The following is a 19406-nucleotide window of genomic DNA, read 5'->3' as shown; positions in this document are numbered from 1 at the left end:
CACAATCAGACACGGCTCAATTTGAGCAAGAAAGGGAAGTAAGTCCTTGCGTCTAAGCATTTTCTTTTTGATTAACTTACCCGCTTTATCGACGCCAACAGCATGAAAAACAGACTTTGCGATATCTAAACCGATTGTAGTAATCTTCATAGGTGGACCCGTCCTCTTTCTGATGAGTTTTAGCGACTACATCGTGGCCCATTGCGAGGCCGATTAAAAGTGGATGGGTCCATTCCATTATCCATGGCGGTCGCCCGCCGCTAAGCGGACTCCCCGGCTACGAAGACAAGCTTCTTCGCGTTCAATCATGGCTAAATACTAAGTATTTATAGCGCTATGATTTCACCCCCATGTGAGAGTAGGTCATCGCCAAGCGCCTAATGATCTCATTGAGATGTAACCAAGCCAGCTGAATAAGCTGGCTTTTTTGCATCTGCAATTTGTCTTAATCCCATCTATACATTGCTCTCATTCATGTGATTAACGTAGAAGAGTGAATCTCTATCTGACAATAACAAGCTTTTAGGTGCTTGCTTATCTTGGGTTTGGTCTATTTTTGTGACAAGTAACTCAACTATCGAATTGACCAAGTTATTTTCTGAATCACGGGTGTTATTATAAAAGTAGCCTTCTGACACGCTTAAGTCGATAGAGGGCATAAACAATTTATTTCATCGGTGCAATATTTTGATTTTATTTAACTTACTTTGTTAATTGCTGGTCGCTGTAGAATTTGTGTTAAATCGATGACTCTATCTGCAGCTTTAATGGTTTCGGGCCGATGGGCGATTACCACTCGGGTGATATTCAAATTTTTCATCGCTTGATTAACAACAGACTCAGTGACAATGTCTAAGTGACTTGTTGCTTCATCCATAAATAAAATCTTCGGTTCCCGATACAGCGCTCTCGCCAAAATTAACCGTTGTTTTTGCCCACTGGATAGTGCTGAGCCCATATCGCCTATTAAACTTTTATAGCCCATTGGCATCTGACAAATATCTTGGTGTATTGCTGCCATTTGTGCACAACGAGTGAGCTTTTCGACGTCAATTTTTTCCGAAAAAAAAGTAATATTATCTTCTATTGTCCCACCAAGTAATCGGTCTTCTTGCATTACAGCTGCGACTTGCTTGCGATATTGAGCTAATCCTAATTTCACCAACGGTATGTCATCGATTAAAATCTCACCTTCGGTTGGTGTTAATAGCCCTAATAACAGTTTCATTAAGGTACTCTTACCACAACCGGATGGACCTATAATTGCAACCGACTCACCGGCGTTTATTTGTAATGCTAGATTGTATAACACTGGCTCAGCGACGGAGCTATAACTAAAACTAACCTGTTGTAGACAGATATTTCCGGCCACTTTATGCAGCATTGGTTGTGGTGGATAAGTTTGCTCTTTGGCTGTTAGGGCAATATCTGCAATCCGTTCAAAATGTAAACTTAGCATGCGATATTCAATTAACTTTTCGATCAACTTGCTCATACGCTCCATAAATTGGGCTTTATAGGCAATAAACGCAAATAACATTCCTGTGGTAAAACTGCCCGCCATTACTAATTCTGCAGCAAGATAGATCACTACAATATTTTCTGTACCAAATAGCAATTTGTTCATTATTTGATACGAAATTTCATATTTCCCGAGTGTAATGGTCCTGTTCGTTGCTTTAACATAGTGATTTTGCCAAATCGCTTCTCGCTGACTTTCAAAACCAAATAGCTTAACCGTTTGAATTGCTCGGATCGTTTCCATAAAGTTAGATTGTTCACCTGCTAAAGCTAGAATTTGCTGCTCTGAGGCTAAGCGTAAGGACCGATATAACGCTAATCTCAAGGCGCAATATGCTAGCACTGCCACTAGCACGACGAGAGACAATAACGGGCTGTAAAAGAAGATCATGCATAGAACTCCTAGCGCCATAAAACCATCAATGATGGCTTCAATAATGCCGGTAGTCAGCAGTTCCCGTAATTGCCTTAAAGAACCAAATCGTGATACCAGATCCCCCATATGACGTTTTTCAAAATAGGCCAATGGTAGCCGCACTAAGTGATGGAAGAGGTTACTGGCTAGCTGCACACTAAGTTGGCTGCTGAAATTCAGTAGCACTAAGCTGCGTAAAGCATTGGTGGCAACATCAAATAATAGTAACAAGGCAAAGCCTAATGCCAACACTAATAGCAACTGACCATCATTATTGATAATAACGGCGTCTACCACGAGTTGAATGTAATAAGGTGAGGCTAAAATAAACAGCTGTAAAAAAACGGACAAACTGAGTAACAACCCTAACGATTGCTTTAAACCAGTGATCTTAGAAAAAAAGGATGAGAATGTTAGTGATTGTTTAGCTTGTTCTGCAGTAAATGTAGCTGTCGGTGTCAATTCTAAAGCGATACCAGTAAATGATTTTGACACTTCTGTTAGGGATATTCGCCGCACTCCTAAAGCTGGGTCATGAATAATACAGTGTTGAGTGTTCACTGACTTTAGTACCACAAAGTGATTGAGATCCCAGTGCAAGATACATGGCGTAGCTAAGTCGGATAATTCTTCTAATTCAATTTTCAGTGGGCGGCTACTGAGTTGCAACTGCTCTGCAATATGCATCAGATCCAGTAAGGTACAGCCTTCTAGCGATAGCGAAAAACGTTGTCTTAAGCTATTTAAATCAGTTTGATAGCCATGCATGCTGGCCACCATAGCTATACAGGCTAAGCCGCATTCTGCGGCCTCAGTTTGAACGATCATGGGTAAGCGGCGGCCAGACCAAGTTCTAAGCTTCTCTTGCAGTGTTGCCATTAGTTTTGACCCTTATCATCAACATTTGGTGTAAACAACCACTCCAATAGTCTGCGTGGCGCGAAGCTAATATCAACCTCTAATCCCATACCTGCTCTCAGTGGCAATTTTTTTGCGTCTTCCGTCAATGCTAAAACGGCTCTATAACTCGGCTCCGATAAGGGTTGCGATTCATTTATGGTTATAGGCTGACTTCCTATCTCAACTAGAGTGGCTGTTTGCACACCAAAATGTTGATAGGGAAGTGCCTCTATGCGCATTTGTAGCTCCTGCCCCAATGTGAGTTGTCCTATAACTCTTGAGGGTATATATACAATTGCGAACAAGGTTTCTGGTTGCGGTAATAACGATATTGAGGGTTTTGATGGGCCGATATCCTCTCCAGACGGCAATAAAACTTCGGTAACCGTTCCTGTAAAAGGAGCTTTTAGTAAAAATGATTTTCCCATCGTATTTGGGAGGTTCAGCGGTTGTACTAAAGGTTGATTCTGCTGCACTTGCTCGCCAACTTGTACTAAAAGATGCCCTGCGTTGACTGATTTAGGTGTGGGCAAACGAATCGCCATCATGGCTGGTTCGATAGAACCTTGCACATGTTCTTTGCGTTGATACTCGCTAAAATACAAAAATAGTAATGCACATAAAAAAAGCGTGCTAATCAATACTGTGAAACCAATAAAACTAACTGGCTGGGTTAAACTTACTTCCCCTTGTAATCTTTGCTGTTGCTGTACAACAACTTCTTTTCGAAATAAATCGCTCATTGCGATAAACCTCGTACTGGTTGTGCGCGTTTGCTTAGATAGATACGGCGTAACATGTCATAAACGACAAACTCTTGCTCTCGACCATAAGCCTTGAATAAACGGTTAGTAAACATATGTAATAACGAGCCTAATAAATTATCGCGACTGCCTTGTGCCTGTTGGGACTCAAATAACGCCAACATTGCCTGACAACATGGTGTAATCGAAGATGAAAACTGCTGTAAACTCTGCTGAATTTGTTGTTTAAATGGCTCAATAGTTTGGTTCTGCCAATCCAATAATTGGCTATCTTGTTGTAATTGTGATTGATAGTGTCGATATTTATCGCCCATCTGCTGGCGTAACTCTAAGTCTTCTTTAAATTCTTGTGCAAAACCTGCCCGCAAATTATCGAACAGTGTAAATTTCTCGGCGGGTAAATAATCGAATTGAGTTAAAATTAAATCTATCGCTAAAATGGCTAAGCGCCACCTCAAGCTGTCATCTTGTTGACTGAATAATATTGCCTGCAACACAAACTGGCTGTCCAAACAGAAAAAGTGCTCAGCCAAAGGCATCATATGCTCACCCCCGTAACGTTCTGTCTCCTGCCTGTAAGTGAACAACTCAATTCGATGTAAGCCTGCACTGGCTAGAGATGGCGCTAATAAGCGATTTAGTGCGGGTAGTAACTCCCCATATAATCGTTCCGGCTCGCCAAAACATCGTAGCCGTAGATGCCAATCAGGATCGCCATAGCGTATAAAGAACCAATGCTTGAGCACACCATCTTGCTGCATCTGCGTTAGCCATGGTGCCAATTGCTTTAGTAACAGTTGCTCCACACTACTTTGCCCTGCATACAATTTGACACTGAGCCATTCTGAGCCAGGCGCGAACTGCCTACACTTGTCATTGGTTGAGCTCGTCAATGGCGCTATGAGTGGTGCTAAGTATGGGATTGCTGCACTATTTGACAGCGGTACAATTATTTCATGTTGATAAGGGCCATCTGGCCCTTGCAGCAAAGGTTGGTATTTCATCGCGAGCACTTCATTCAACCTAATGTGGCTTTTATGATTTACCTCTGCCAACAACATTTGGAACATCATATTATTTTGCAGATCGATCAGTAACACATGGTCGGCTATGGCATAGCTCATATAACGCTCTAAACCATATTCTTTCTGCAGTTGTTGCCAATCGGATTCAACAAACTGGCCTTCTTGCCACAAGCGTTTCAATAGTGCTACTGGAATATTGCTGTGGGCCTCTTGCAGGACCAGATTATCTAACATGATCCTTGGAACTCGTTTTGCTTTATGCAGGCTATCAGGTAAGGAGAAGTGAGGCATTTGTAAGTTTTGATGTTGAAGTGAGCATAAAAACCGATAAATCCCTAAACTACGATCACTGAAATTATGGGCAGAGGATAAACGGGGAATTATTCTTTTTTGTAGTCGCTGTGACCATAAACATAACACGTTATTTTCTTGATAGACCAATAGATCGCTGATTGGGATTTGCCACTCATTTGCTAAGTGACTGTCAGCAAGAAAAACAATCTCATAGGCTCTTAATGTCGGTCTAGCGATGACATTGCCTGGACGCCCCTCGGGCATATGTAGTACTTCTGCAAAAAGGACTTCTGGAGAATGCGCTTCTTCTTGAGATAAATGTTGTTTGACCTGTTGCAGCATATCTGTTGATAAATGACAGAAACGTCCGAGTAAATTCGCTGCAGAAGGACCATAGCAACCATGATAATAGTAAATAACTCGGCCATCCTCTTGTTGATACGCTGACAAATTAATCGCGAAGGAAGCGGGTAACTTAGCCATTAATGTCGCACTTTCATGTTTAGACAATAACGAATCACTTGTTAATTTCAGTACAGTTTCGCTTGGGGATACATCACTTAGAGCAGCGATAATCGTCTGTTGCAATGGTTCGATAACATCTTGTGTGGGGGGGTGACGATTGGTGATATTTAACCCCGCTAACAAGGAAGTGTGGTAGCCAATATCGCTGGAGAATGAAATACCAACTTCGTCATCTAATAAGGTCAACAGTGGCACATACTGGCTACCAAATCTTGTTTCAAATTTTTGGCTAAAGTCATTAAGTGGTGTTTTATAAGGTTTTCGTATCGCTAATAATGCCAATAATGCAGGCATCAGGGCAGATACTTCTGCTTGTGCTAATTGGCACTGTGAAAATGAGCGCAAAATATCAGTCTGTAATAGGCGATTCTCGCTTACAGGATACGGCAGTGTTTGCAAGCTATGATAAATTTCTTGATATTGCTTAATCGGGTTAACAGGTTGTTTATCCATGCTGTTTAACTGAGTGAGAGCTCGTTGCAATATATCAGCACTGTCTGTAGCGCCCATACTTTGTAACGCCGTAATAAAAGTTTGATCTGGGGAGCCAGAAGTTAATGTTAGTGGTAATTTGACTTGCAGCACACCGGCAGTAAGTAACTGCTTAATATAATCCTGTATGCTTGCAGTATTCGCCGTAGGATAGAGTTGTTGAAATCCATCTTGTAACGAAGCAAAGCTCCCTTCCTTCTTCGCCAGTTGCAGCATAGCAAGCAAATATTCATCTGATACCAAGGTACTTAAACGATATTTTTGCTCAGTATCTGAAAAATACGGTTCAATATAATGCAGACCATCGCTCTGTTGTTGCAACGTCGGATTTGCTTGATAGCACAATAACGGCCACTTCTCGGCCTCATTTGGTTCACTTAACTGGGCTCGAATTGCAGTTAAATAGGCTATGTCAAAGCGGGTATGGCGCTTATCTCGCAGCATGCTATCACACTGTAAGCGCGTTTCATTTGCTACTTGCCCCAAGGCTACGCCTGCAAATAACCCAAATGGCGTCGCTCTAGAGCTAAACCGAATAAAATATTTCAATAAGGAGTTAGTTATTTTAATTGCCGCTTTACTGTGTGGTTGCAGTTGCCAATTAGGCAATCGTTCCATCAATGAAGGACTTGCAAGATATAAGGCTTCTTGTACTGCTGGGTTTGCTAACCAACTGGCGAGAAAATCGACTAAGGCCGTAGGCTCTGTTGGTATTTTTCGTAGTTGAGACAAACTTGATCTAGGTGCCCGGATAACAAAAAAATCCGCGGCTTGCAAAACCTCTACACTCATAAACAATTCCTTGTTATAAAAATAGCCAATACATCGAAATCAATTATTGGTTAATAAAAGCGCATCTAGCCAATTAGTTTCTACGTTGAAGGCCATCAATAGCACTAAACCTATACCGGCATAGCCTCCAAGTAAGCCATGGTCTGGTAGGCGGCAGTTTGAATTATCTTGTTCGCGCTCGGCATTAAAACCGTCGAGTCCTGATGTTTGATATAGTGCTAATGTATGTTCAAACCAATATTGTGCAGCCTGTGAAAGAGTGGATTCGGTGTAATAGCGTGTTATGACTTGAAAGATTAAAGCCAAACCTGCACTACCATGACAGATACCTGCATCCTGTACTTGGCTGCTTTTTAGTCTACGCTGAGCGGCTTTTAAGGCAATGTTCTTACCAGCGGCGGTAAAGTCATCACGGTTTATTGCATTGCCCACTCGCAGCAATGTTAAGGCGATGGTGGCATCGCCATAACACCAACCGAGTCGTGACTGGCACGGTTGTTCCGTGATGTACGCAAAGCAACTACCAAATTTCTCTGATGTTTGTTGCTGCTGAATTAACCACTGACAACTGGCTTGCAACAACGTCTGAATTTGGCTGTGTAGTTGCTGATGCGCTAATAATGGTAATAGAGAGGCAATGATTGAAGGGACTCCGTGAGCTAATCCTAAATTATATTCAGGGTTATCTGTTGCCTGATTAAATCTAAAGAAAGAGTTTGTTGCCATTTCCCAAGCACCAGTACCATCGGCAAATTGATGCCATTGCTGTTCCAGTAGTGTCAATAACGCTTGGGCCAAAGGTAAGCCTAATTCCGCGGTTTGACGCCGCGCTATATAGACTGCAAAACCACTTAGTCCGCGAATAAACTCCAATTCTCCAGTCCAGTCGTTCTGTTGTAAATGTTGTAGTAAGAGCACATCAGTATTGTGATTAAACTCCGCTTGGTAATTCCCTTCATGCAAAAAAAATTCATATAGCCAAGCGACACCAGTCAGTCCATAGCCAAACGCGAACTGTGAATGTAGGAATGGTATTTGCTCTTCTATTAATGTCATTCGTGCTGAAAATTCATGTTGGCATACTAGTTCTGGAAACTGTTTATGTAATTGCCAGAAAAATAATTGTTGCCCAGCTAAGCCAGTTAACAAACCAACCCCTTGCTGCTCTAATGATTGTTTGGCATCTTTCACTAATAGCACAGCTATGTCGTTCAATGCCTGTCTAGCAAGGCTAGACTGATGGGGTTGATTAAATTGCACTGAACCACCTTCCTTTATTTCCATGAAGTACAGCTTCTACATATTGGCTCATTTAGAAAGTCAAAAGGGCATAGTGGATATGCCCTTTACACATCTACTGATAAAATATGCTGTGTTATATTGTGACGTCACAACCTATTTGGTTACTTGAACCCCGTATTAAGGGATTTGACAGCAGCGATGAGTGCTACCTGTACGATCAGAAGGGCAGGTGTATGCATTGGCAGTCAACTCTCCGCAAGCACGAGTTATCACACCACCAGCAACTTGTGGTGTTAATTCGCTAGGTAAGACTTTTTTATCATGGGACAGATTCACTAACTCAGCTTTTTTTAATTTAAGTTCCATCATGTTATTCCTTTTACTTGATTAGTAATTTTTCGCCCTATCATTTAGGCAACTTATTTCTAACATTTGATGGGGAGAGTTTAAATCAGTATAAAGAATGAGCAGGTTGAAGGTTGAATAAGTCTAAAGGTTGAATGTTTTTTATGGAATAGGATTAGAGCATTGATCTTTTCATGCTTAGTGAGGCTTTGAAGCTGATAATGACTCTTGCTAAATAATGCCTTTATGACATTTTTTGTTACATTTGTTTCTGGATCTAGCCAAAATATATAGCGTAAATCATAATGCATACGGTTAAATGTGTAGGCTAAATAGTATTTATCCTTGCTCAAGGTTTTGATTTTTAAAAATATTTAATTATGAAATAACGCTTTGCGGATAGTTAATTATGTTGGCTGGAGGAACTGAGACTATTCGATTTTACTCAGTTCGAATTCTTTGTAGTTAATTAAGTGATAAGTCTTTTATCTACAAATGCTTAACTGTATTTTATAAAGCGAGTTGATAAATAATAGTCTACGAAGACTGTAAAATGATATGTCTTTTATATTTATAATTTGTTCTACCAAATATATAAATAACACCTTTACAGGCACTCGCACCATTTGTTGCTTAGCAGCTTTGCTGTGTTAAATGACATTAAGCTGTGAAGTGAAAATGGACTTACTGAGTTTTAATATTTCTGAAATATTAGTTTTACTAAGCTTTAATAGAGCCGCCAGTTCATATGTGACACTAAGCTGGCGGTTTTAAATAGATAAACTGAAGCGGTATGGGTCACTCTTTGTTTATTTTAGCTTTGAAGCTGGCTTTGGTATTGTCGTTAGCTTGTTTGTACCAGTAATCCAGCATTTGACTGATTTCAGCTTGGCTAGGTGTCGTCGCTGGAGTGATTTGCTGAGCCTTATCATTGTTCGCTGCGACTGCTGACGACATAACTGCTGGCGCGATCAAGCTCGTGGATGTCGCTGCTGATGTTTGGTGTATTTGCGGCAGGCTTGCCAATACTGGTGCAATGGCGTCGCTTGCTTGCGTTGTTGCGGTATTCATAGTGAGATTTAATGAAGCCGGATGATTGCTAAGGTTGTACTGCAGTATCTCGTGTTCGAAATCCCGTCCCAGTTGAATGCCATTCTTAATCAATTTATCGCTGGTAAAACCCACTGCTTCATCTTGAGCATTTAATAGTGTCAGCTTAGGTGACTCATCAAATTTCTTTGCATCTCTGGCTGAGTTGATAGCGGGAAGTGTCAGCGTGAGTGTTTGTGCTGATGCATCAAAACGGACGATGAGCACGTCGGAGAGATAATGTGCTGAGTCAGCTTGTTGTCGATATTGCGCGGCATAACGGAAGGCAATCTGATTGGTCCCATCAGCTAAAACGAGATCGCCACTCTTTACTGCTGGCTTGCCATTGACCGTTAGCACTTCAGCATTTTTAGGTAGGTTTAGATGAACATCGGCCGTTGCTGGCTGCACAGTCCCCAGCACTAATGCCGTGGCACATAAGATTGATTGATATTTCATAAGCTTTCTCTGTTGTTGCGAGGACGCCGCTAAATAATAAGGCAGATATTTGGCGACACAAAGCAGGTTTAACCTTTAGTGTGGAGCATGATGAACTAAATGGCGACACACTGTTTATAGCGCGCAGATTAGCGTTAATTTAATCGGTAGGGAATAAAAAAGGCTCACGAGGAGCCTTTTTGAGCATGATATTTCGGGATTGAACGCTTATTTGGTTAGGTTGATGCTATAAACGGCGAAACCCAGTTCATCCTTACCGATCTTCTTCATTTCACGTTGTTTATTGCCTTCGATAAAGGCAGCGGCTTTGTCACTGTCTTGGGTTTCGAAGCGAATGTCTAATGTGACGTTGGTAGTGATGGTTTTGAAATCCCAGTTGTAATCGGCACTTGGATTGACCATAGCTTCGTACTTACCTGTGGTTTCGTTGTACTGAGATTGCGCTGTGATATAAGCCGCTAGTGCTTCACGGTTAGTATCGGGCAGTTCAAGCACCACATGGTCGCTACCCGTACCAGCAAACTTACCCCCAAAGGCGCGGTAGTTATTTGAGGTGACGATAAATTCTTTCGCGGCAAATTCTTCACCTGTAATGACTTTGCCATTTTCGTCTTTATAGCTTAAATCAACGATACGGTTTGCGTTGGCATTAACGACGGCGCAATCGCGGTCAAACTTGCTTGGTTGAGTCACATCAATTTTATAGGTTAACCCATCGAGTACGTCGAAGTTATAGGTTGGATGACCATCCCAGTTGATTAAACCTTGTGGGGTAGTTTTTGCTGGGTCGATTTGATTGAACTGGTTTGCTGAGCACTCGAGCCAATCTTTCAATTCGGCGCCCGTCGCTTTGACTGCCACCATAGTATTGGGATACAGGTACAGATCGGCGGCGTTTTTAAAGGTCAGTGGGCCTTTATCAACTTGCACAAATTGATCGGCATCACTGGTTGTACCGTGGCGACCGCCCGCTTTAAAGGGTGCGGAGGCTGATAGCACTGGCAGACCTTTTAATGCTGCAGGTAATTTCGCTTTCACGTTAGCGATTTGCGCATCGGAAACGATTTGTACCGTAGGGTCGTCCTGCACTAAGGTAAGGAAGCTGTACATGTCGGCTGCGGCAACGCCGATAGGTTCATCCACAAAGGCGAGTGTGCCTTGGTGCTCGGCTGCGACGGCATCTTTAATTGCGGGATCTTGGCTAACTAACTCTTCCTTAGTTGCACCATTATATATGGGGCGAGCTTGCGTTTTCGCACTAAGGACATGCCATTTGCCATCTCTACGTTCAAGTTTAAAGTCAACAACCCCTAAGTTATCACCCCAACGACCTGGCATCACTGCTGGGACGCCGTTCAGTAGGCCCTTAGTGACATCGGTATTGGGTAAGTCGGCATACTTAGCATCTGGGAAGATAGAGTGGCTGTGGCCGAATAGAATCGCATTGATACCATCAACATAAGTCAAAGCGTAAGTGGCATTTTCAGCCATAGGATCGCCAGGATTTTCCGTTGAACCAATGCCAGAGTGAGGAATGGCGATAATGATATCGGCCCCTTTGGCTTTCATTTCGGGGACATATTTTTTTGCGGTTTCAATAATATCTTCGACCGTCACTTTACCCGTCAGATTTTGTTTATCCCACAATAGAATTTGCGGTGGCACAAAACCAATATAACCAATGTTAATGGTTTGATTATTACCTTCACTGTCGATGATGTTTTTTTGTTTGATGATATAAGGGGTGAATAAATGCTCACCTTTTTTAACCTCATTCCAGCAACCATTATCGTCGGCGCAATAAACGTTTGAGTTGATATAAGGGAAATCTGCGCCACTAATGGATTTATTTAAGAAATCTAAACCATAGTTAAATTCATGGTTACCGATATTACCGACTTCATAATCTAATAGGTTCATGGCTTTATAGGCTGGATGAATATCACCCATTTGCAGGCCAACTTTAGCCATGTAATCGCCCATTGGGCTGCCTTGCAGTAGATCGCCGTTGTCGACGAGTACGCTGTTTTTGGCTTCGTTGCGTGCAGCGTGGATTAAGCTTGCAGTTCGGGCTAGACCGATAGTTGGGTCATTTTTGCCACTGTAGTAGTTGAAATCCATAATATTTGTGTGCAGATCCGTGGTTTCGAGTACCCGTAAATCGGCTTGAACGACTTTGTCGTCATCAGAATTACAGGCGCTTACACCAAGGGCGGCAGTGATCATCACTGCGAGTATTTTCTTATTTAACATAGTTATCTCTATTTATATTTATTTGACCCCAATGCATGTTCCGTAAAAGAACATGCCCATCATCCCGTTAATTCAGCGTAATTTAACTGTTAGGTTAATTTGCCGCTAAGTTAACGAGCGGGAATTATAAAGACATTTGATGATCTGAATGTGACATTAATCGGATAAAAGCTGTTTCAAATTGTGACTCAAGGTTTGCTTGCCTAAATAGTGAGCCGTTTAGCCTGTTTATTTGTTACGCCTATGTTTAAATAATTACAGTAAACGGTTTATTAAGAAGAATTAATATTTGTTATTGGAATGGCATTTTATTTGCTCAGCCCCTTGTCTATGTCGGGGATATTTGACTTAAAACTTCAGTAGAATTTTTTTAAATAATTCTTTTACATCAAATTTTAGCCAATGTTGATCACCTATGCTCACATGTCTCTTGGCTTGATTGAGGTGAGTTAGGTTTAGCGTAGCGTTGGCATAGGCTTATTTAGACGAGTAATACACATAAAGTGATACAAATTAGCTGTGCTCTGGGCGGGTAAAACTTGGCTGAAATGCGCGTAACTTGTTAAGGTAGAGTTCATCGAAATTGACGTACGAAGCTACACAAGTTCGTTAAAACAGACTGTTGTAAACCGAAAGCCAAAATCCGTTTGCGCGCACCTTTCACCTTAAAAATACAATCGAAAGGGCAGCAACATCCAAGGGAGTTAATATGCGTAAGTCCGTTATTACCACAGCCGTAGCTGCGGCATTGTTACTTGGCGCTTGTTCAGACAAGCCTGATGTAAGCACCAATGAAGCCAAAAATGCCGTTGCGACTCAATCCGCCGTCAAAGCCGAAACAACTAATGTGCTGCTGAGCAAGAGTCCACTGCAAGATCAAGCGCCGCAATTTAATCTTATTCAGTCCGCAGATTATGCTCCCGCCTTCGAGCAGGGCATTAAAGCTCACGATGCAGAAATCGCTGCGATTGTGAATAACAAACAGGCGGCTAGTTTTGACAATACCATTCTCGCCATGGAAACCTCGGGTGAATTGTTAACGCGCGTATCGCGTACCTTCTTTAATCTCGCAGGTCTGATTTCTGATGATGATTTCCAGAAAACCGAAGCGGATCTTGCACCTAAGCTATCTGCCCACCGAGATAATATTTATCTCGATCCGACTTTATTTGCCCGCGTTGAAGCCGTATACCAGCAAAAGAGCAGCCTAAATGCGGAAGATCAGCGTTTAGTTGAATACTACTATGAGCAGTTTGTTCGCGCTGGCGCGAAATTGTCGGCCGAAGATAAAGCTAAGATGCGCGACTTTAACGCCGAGCTTGCAACTTTAGCGACGGACTTTTCACAAAACAGCTTAAAATCATTTAAAGATGATGTGGTTGTTGTGACTGATAAAGCCCAGTTAGCCGGTTTATCCGACAGCGAAATTGCTACTTTAGCAGCAGCGGCCAAAGCTGCTGGAAAAGAAGGCTATTTGATTACTTTAGTCAACACGACACGTCAACCTGTGCTTTCTAGCCTGAGCAACCGTGAACTGCGCCAAAAAGTATGGGAAACCTCGGCGCACAGAGCCGTCGCAATCAATGGTCCATTGATTGTCAAAATGGCGCAAATACGGGCTAAAAAAGCCAATTTACTGGGGTTCGATACTTGGGCATCCTATGCGGTTGCCGATCAAATGGCGAAAACACCAGCCGCTGTGTATGAAATCCTCGATGATTTAGCGCCAAAAGCTTTAGCTCGCGCCAAAGTGGAAGCGGCTGATATTCAAGCTGAAATCAAAAAGGCGGGCGGTAATTTTGAGCTGCAACCTTGGGATTGGGCTTACTACGCCGACAAAGTGCGTAAAGAGAAATACTCCCTCGATGAAAGCAGTATCAAGCCTTATTTCGAGTTTAATACTGTACTGAAAGACGGGTTGTTTTTCGCTATGCATAAATTGTATGGCATCAGCTTAAAACCGCGTACTGATTTACCTGTGTGGCATTCCGATGTTTTAGCCTTTGAAGTCTTTGATAAAGATAACAGTTCTATTGGCTTATTCTATCTAGACCCGTATGCCCGTGAAGGCAAAGGCGGCGGCGCGTGGATGGATGAGTTCGTCACTCAAAGCGGTCTGAACGGCACTAAGCCCGTTGTCTATAACGCGCTTAATATTCCTAAGCCAGCCGATGGCCCAACGCTAATGACCTTCGATGAAGTGACCACTCTGTTCCATGAATTTGGCCATGCAATACACGGTTTATTCTCGCAGGTGAAATACCCAAGCGTGGCTGGCACATCAACCGCACGTGACTTTGTTGAGTTCCCATCACAGGTTAACGAAGATTGGAATATCGACCCTGCTGTGATTGCTAACTATGCCAAACACTACAAAACGGGTGAGCCAATTCCTAAGGCGCTGCTTGATAAAATCTTAGCGGCCAATAAGTTTGGCCAAGGTTTTGATACCGTTGAGTACCTGTCTGCGGCCTTGTTAGATATGGAATGGCACTCTATTAGCGCCGATACTCAAATTAGCGATGTAGAGAAGTTTGAGCACCAAGTGCTAGCTAAACATGGTCTTGATTTTGCGCCAATACCACCCCGTTATAAGTCGAGCTACTTTAGCCATGCCTTCTCCGGTGGTTATTCCGCAGGTTATTACGCGTATTTGTGGACCGAAGTGTTTGCCGCCGATGCCTTTGCCTATATGGGTGAGCAAGGTGGCTTAAAAGCCGATAATGGTGACAAATTCCGTAAGGAAGTCTTATCTAAAGGTAACAGTGAAGATCTCATGCAAGATTATATCCACTTTACTGGTAAAAAACCGACAACAGAGGCACTGTTAAAGCGCCGCGGTTTAGTCGATTAATTGATTAATTGTAAAAAGCTAAAGGCTTGTTAGGGAAATCTAACAAGCCTTTTTTTACTGATGTCAGGGCGGATTTATTTACCATTTTTTGTTTCAAGATAGGAAGTTTAGAGGATAAGGAAATCTGCAGGTAACGCTCCTAATCACAGTTCCAAAATAGTTTGTTGGAATGTTGTCGAAAGACAGTCTTAAACTATTTTTTATTGATTAAACTGTTATGTTTGATTGTCACTTATAAAGTTAGCAATAGTGTCCTCCTTACGTTGACTCTCTAATAGCCACTCAACCCTCCATTCAGTTAGGCGTTCACCTGTTTTATGAATGAATTGTCCTGCTTCTGGTTCATCAATCCATTCAAGCTGTTTAACAAGTACTAAAGGCGCTTCAGACCCGTCAGTTTCATTCGAAAATTCAAGAGCCTCATTATAAGTATGAAATGCGTAATAGTAGATTTCACCATCAAATTCATCTGGAGCGCCTTGCCAAGGGCGGCACCAAACACGATATTCTAGTACTTGATCATAGAAATAACCGCCGCCTGATTTTGTTTCCGCCGGATACTCTCCAACCCTATTCTCATCAATTGAATCAGGATACATCTACAATCCCTCAATGGAATATAACGCCATATGCAACAGCGGATAAGGTTTACCCTGTCCATCAACGTGTGAGCGACCCGTTACTGAAAAACCAATATGCTGGTAAAAACCTATTGCTTGCTCATTCTGCTCATTAACATCCACCTTTGTGGCTCCCAGTTCATTAATGGCATGTGTCGCTAGCATGGAACCAATACCTTTTCCGCGCGCGTCAGGTGAGATGAACAGCATTTCAATATTGCCATCATGTACCCCGCAGAATCCGAGTATTTCTCCATTGTCATTTTTAGCGCACTTTAAGTGAACGGCGTCAAAATATTGTTCGAGGATCAACGGCTTTAATTCCTGTAGATCTTCTTCTGCTAAAAAGTCATGGGTTGCTCTCACCGATGCTTCCCAAATATTGAGCAGACTAAGATGATCTGCTTTTTCTACCATCTCAATATTCATCATATAACTCTATTGAAAATTTAATGCCGCCTAAGTGGCGAATCATAGTGGGTTAACATGTGAAGCGGGAACGTACCACTGTTACTAATCCGCATTTAAGAAGTTTAGGCGTAAGTTCCGGAACATCTTTTCCCCAAGATGTTACCTGCCAAGCTGCACTCTGTCATCTTGACCTTTCTCGCTATTTCCCTATTTAGTATCAGTAAAATAAAAACAGGGAGTGTTAGCTCCCTGTTGGTGATATTTCAAACTTCAATTTAGAGGGATGATGTTATGTTACTCGGCCAGTAATCCGCGGCTACGTAGTAGCGGCTCTATACCGGCTTCTTTACCGCGGAAGTTTTTATACATCAGCATAGGATCATCACTGCCGCCTTTCGACAGGATATTATTACGGAAGGAATCTGCAGTGGCTTTGTCGAAAATGCCGTTTTCTTTAAAGGCTTCGAAAGCATCCGCGCCTAAAATATCCGACCACAGGTAGCTGTAATAACCTGCGGAATACCCGCCCGCGAAAATATGCGAGAAGTAAGTGCTGCGATAGCGTGGGCTAATTTCTTCAATCAGTCCCATTGCTGCTAACGAGTCCGCCTCAAACTTGGCCGCATCCTTTGGCGTTGTATCGGTTAGTGTGTGCCAATCTAAATCGAGTTTAGTGGCCGCCATGTATTCAACGGTAGAAAAACCTTGGTTGAACTTGCTGGCCGCTTGGATTTTCTGCACTAGCTCCTGCGGGATCACTTTGCCGGTTTTGTAGTGCTTGGCAAATTGGGCTAACACTTCTGGCTGAGTCATCCAGTTTTCATTCACTTGCGATGGGAACTCAACGTAATCGCGAGGTACGGCGGTGCCGCCCTGTGAGCGATATTCCACGTTCGATAACATGCCGTGTAGTGCGTGGCCAAATTCGTGGAATAGTGTGCTGGCTTCATCGAAAGTCAGCAACGCTGGCTCATTACCCGCTGGTCGAGGGTAGTTTAATACGTTGACAATAATAGGTTTAGAATCAACGCCATTCATATTGTATTGCTTGCGGAAGGAATTCATCCAAGCGCCGCCACGTTTGCTGTCACGGGTGAAATAGTCACCCATAAAGATGGCCATCAGTTTGCCGTCTTTATCGTAAACTTCCCAAGTACGAACTTCTGCATTGTATTTGGGCAAGTCGGTGCGTTCTTTAAATGTTAAACCGTACAAACGGTTAGCCGTGTAGAACACGCCTTTTAATGTACTGTCGAGGGAGAAATACGGGCGCGTTTGTTGCTCGTTAAAGCTGTACTTAGCGACACGGATCTTGTCGGCGTAGTAATCCCAGTCCCACGCTTGCAGCTTAAAATTGCCACCTTGAGCGTCAATCATGGCTTGCATATCAGCCACTTCGGTTTTGGCTTGGGCCAATGCCGCTGGCCATACTTTATTGAGTAAACCGTAGACGTTTTCTGGTGTTTTAGCTGTGCGTTCTTCTAACACGAAATCCGCATGGGTTTTATAGCCCATCAGTTGAGCACGTTCAGCACGCAGGGCAGCAATCTTAGCGAGGATAATCTTGTTATCGTTGGCGTTATTGTTGTTACCGCGCTCGATATAGCCTTTGTAGAGTTTTTCACGTAACTGGCGATTATCAGCATAGGTTAAAAAAGGCGTGATAGAAGGGCGAGACGTGGTAAATACCCACTTGCCTTCATGGCCACGTTTTTTGGCGGTTTCAAAGGCAGTGGCAATCACATCTGCGGGCAAACCCGCGAGATCGGCTTTACTATCAACCACTAATTCGAATGCATTGGTTTCTGCTAATAGATTATCGCCGAAGGTTAAATTGAGTTTGCCGATCTCTTCGTTCAGCGCGCGCAGTTTGGTTTTATCTGGCTCGCTTAAGTTAGCGCCGCCACGGGTGAAAGATTTATAGGTATCTTCCAGCAATTTGGCTTGGGCTGTGCTGAGCTTTAGGTTGTCTTTTGCGTCGTGGACGGCTTTAACTTTTTGAAACAGTTTGTCATTAAGCAAAATATCGTCTTCGGCGGACGATAACATAGGCGACACTTCTTTGGAGAGGGCTTGCAATGCTTCATTCGTATCCGCGCCCGTCAGGTTAAAGAAGACGTTAGAAACGCGCGTCACTAGATCGCCAGAAAACTCCATTGCTTCAATCGTATTGGCGAAGGTGGGTTTGGCTTTATTATCAACAATTGCTTGAATTTGTTCGTGTTGTTGGGCGATTCCCGCTTTAAATGCGGGGAGAAAATGCTCAGGCTTGATTTTATCGAAGGCCGGAATTTCCATAAAAGTATCATAGGGTTTAAAGAATGGATTAGTCGCATTCTGGCTGATAATTTGCGCTGACACTGCATTTGGCGCCGCACTTGTTTGAACACTGGCATCGGGTTGTTGTGTGCTACAGGCGCCCAATGTTAAGGCGAAAGCGATGGCACTTAGCGTGAGCTTAGCAGTGCGTGGCGTGAGGGCTTGCGGTTTGAGGGTTAGTCCCTTCATTATTTGTTCCCCGTTAGGTCGATATTGTTATGGATGTTTGCATGATGATGGCCTTGGATTTCAGGAAAAAATTGAAGTCTACGTGCGGCTAAAACCATTAAATTAAGCTTAATGTGACTGTTTAACATGTATCGGACTAGGGGTTCCATCGATTTTGTGTTTAGTTTGTAACAAATGTTTTTTTCAGGCTTTTAAGCAAAAAATGATGGCAAACTGGGCGAGGATATTATCGTTTCTAGGGCGTGCGTTCTTGGCATAGTTGGTCCTAAATCCGTTGAAGTTGGCGGCTCAACGAACAGTAAATTATTCCCCATTGCTTTAAGTTTTGCCCAAGCGATGCTGGGCGTGGAATACACAGGCCATACCGAAAAAGAGTTCATCACCCATAAGCAATTTATGCTGAACCTAAAAATGTACACCGCAGCATTTATCGAGCTATCGGCGGTGAAATAGTGATCTCTACCATTACAAACTTCGTTTGAATTCTTTAATCACAATCAAAGTCGTGGGGCTTCCCCCCACACCCGACCAAGGAGGACTGCTCGTCCTATCCTCCTTGGATGCTCCATGACGTCCCCAACGGAGTTGAAAGCTCCTTGTGCTCATTGCCAAATTTGCTATCGCTTCCGAAGGATGCGTCCCTGCACCTGTAGTGGTCAAGTAAAATTGGCCACGGTTTTAGAGTCATTCCAATATAAACGTTCTGACTCATTTGGCGTTAACCCACCATTATATTGATGGGGTCTGGTCTCACTGTAGTATCCAGTGATGTAATTTGTGATCTCTTTATCTGCTTCTGTAAAATTCCCATAACCACTAGCGGGTATCCACTCAGATTTCAAACTTCTAAAGAAACGCTCCATTGGTGCGTTATCCCAACAATTCCCGCGGCGACTC

General features: G+C 42.9%; 12 protein-coding genes and 2 pseudogenes. 2 read left to right on the top strand and 12 right to left on the bottom strand.

What is annotated here, in order from left to right:
* The 8 genes and pseudogenes from L5M10_RS20870 to L5M10_RS20835 form a co-directional block, all read right to left on the bottom strand.
* Positions 1-150 (bottom strand): annotated as a pseudogene (locus tag L5M10_RS20870) (IS110 family transposase); the annotation flags it as partial.
* A gap of 547 nt (positions 151-697) precedes the next feature.
* Entirely contained in the window at positions 698-2815 is a 2118-nt protein-coding gene (locus L5M10_RS20865; protein ID WP_263255827.1) for a peptidase domain-containing ABC transporter, read from the bottom strand.
* Positions 2815-3579, bottom strand: a complete 765-nt coding sequence (locus L5M10_RS20860) for an HlyD family efflux transporter periplasmic adaptor subunit (RefSeq protein ID WP_263255826.1) — start codon at positions 3577-3579, stop codon at positions 2815-2817. The genes L5M10_RS20865 and L5M10_RS20860 overlap by 1 nt, the downstream gene beginning before the upstream one ends.
* Complete coding sequence (locus tag L5M10_RS20855; protein ID WP_263255825.1) at positions 3576-6728, bottom strand: lantibiotic dehydratase; 3153 nt, start codon at positions 6726-6728, stop codon at positions 3576-3578. Before L5M10_RS20855 ends, L5M10_RS20860 begins: the two co-directional genes overlap by 4 nt.
* Before the next feature lie 39 nt (positions 6729-6767).
* Positions 6768-8012, bottom strand: a complete 1245-nt coding sequence (locus L5M10_RS20850) for a lanthionine synthetase LanC family protein (RefSeq protein ID WP_263255824.1) — start codon at positions 8010-8012, stop codon at positions 6768-6770.
* Between the two features lie 135 nt (positions 8013-8147).
* On the bottom strand, positions 8148-8339 hold the full coding sequence (locus tag L5M10_RS20845) for a hypothetical protein (RefSeq protein WP_147250506.1): 192 nt from the start codon (positions 8337-8339) through the stop codon (positions 8148-8150).
* A 774-nt stretch (positions 8340-9113) separates the two neighbouring features.
* On the bottom strand, positions 9114-9863 hold the full coding sequence (locus L5M10_RS20840; protein ID WP_263255823.1) for a DUF2057 domain-containing protein: 750 nt from the start codon (positions 9861-9863) through the stop codon (positions 9114-9116).
* Between the two features lie 207 nt (positions 9864-10070).
* Positions 10071-12116, bottom strand: a complete 2046-nt coding sequence (locus L5M10_RS20835) for a bifunctional 2',3'-cyclic-nucleotide 2'-phosphodiesterase/3'-nucleotidase (protein WP_263255822.1) — start codon at positions 12114-12116, stop codon at positions 10071-10073.
* Positions 12117-12825: 709 nt separating this feature from the next.
* Here L5M10_RS20835 and L5M10_RS20830 point away from each other — a divergent pair.
* Positions 12826-14970: a M3 family metallopeptidase gene (locus L5M10_RS20830; RefSeq protein ID WP_263255821.1), complete on the top strand. Its 2145-nt coding sequence runs from the start codon at positions 12826-12828 to the stop codon at positions 14968-14970.
* 215 nt (positions 14971-15185) lie between these two features.
* Here the strand turns inward: L5M10_RS20830 and L5M10_RS20825 are convergent, their stop codons facing one another.
* The 3 genes from L5M10_RS20825 to L5M10_RS20815 form a co-directional block, all read right to left on the bottom strand.
* Positions 15186-15569 carry a GCN5 family acetyltransferase gene (locus tag L5M10_RS20825; RefSeq protein ID WP_263255820.1) on the bottom strand — a complete coding sequence of 128 codons (384 nt, stop codon included), beginning with the start codon at positions 15567-15569 and terminating at the stop codon, positions 15186-15188.
* Positions 15570-16019: an acetyltransferase gene (locus tag L5M10_RS20820; RefSeq protein WP_263255828.1), complete on the bottom strand. Its 450-nt coding sequence runs from the start codon at positions 16017-16019 to the stop codon at positions 15570-15572.
* 276 nt (positions 16020-16295) lie between these two features.
* A complete protein-coding gene (locus L5M10_RS20815) occupies positions 16296-18509 on the bottom strand; it encodes a M3 family metallopeptidase (RefSeq protein ID WP_263255819.1) in 2214 nt (737 codons plus the stop codon).
* 252 nt (positions 18510-18761) lie between these two features.
* On the opposite strand from L5M10_RS20815, the pseudogene L5M10_RS20810 reads away from it, so the two are divergent.
* Positions 18762-18962: pseudogene (locus L5M10_RS20810) on the top strand (hypothetical protein); the annotation flags it as partial.
* A 203-nt stretch (positions 18963-19165) separates the two neighbouring features.
* Here the strand turns inward: L5M10_RS20810 and L5M10_RS20805 are convergent.
* Positions 19166-19406: integrase core domain-containing protein (locus L5M10_RS20805; RefSeq protein WP_263147013.1), on the bottom strand; the 241-nt coding region annotated here is incomplete at its 5' end.

The organism is Shewanella sp. SM32 (genome assembly GCF_025654235.1).
GTDB lineage: Bacteria > Pseudomonadota > Gammaproteobacteria > Enterobacterales > Shewanellaceae > Shewanella > Shewanella oncorhynchi.
The sequence above is the reverse complement of the archived record's forward strand: the minus strand, read 5'-3'. Positions and strand labels throughout refer to the sequence as shown.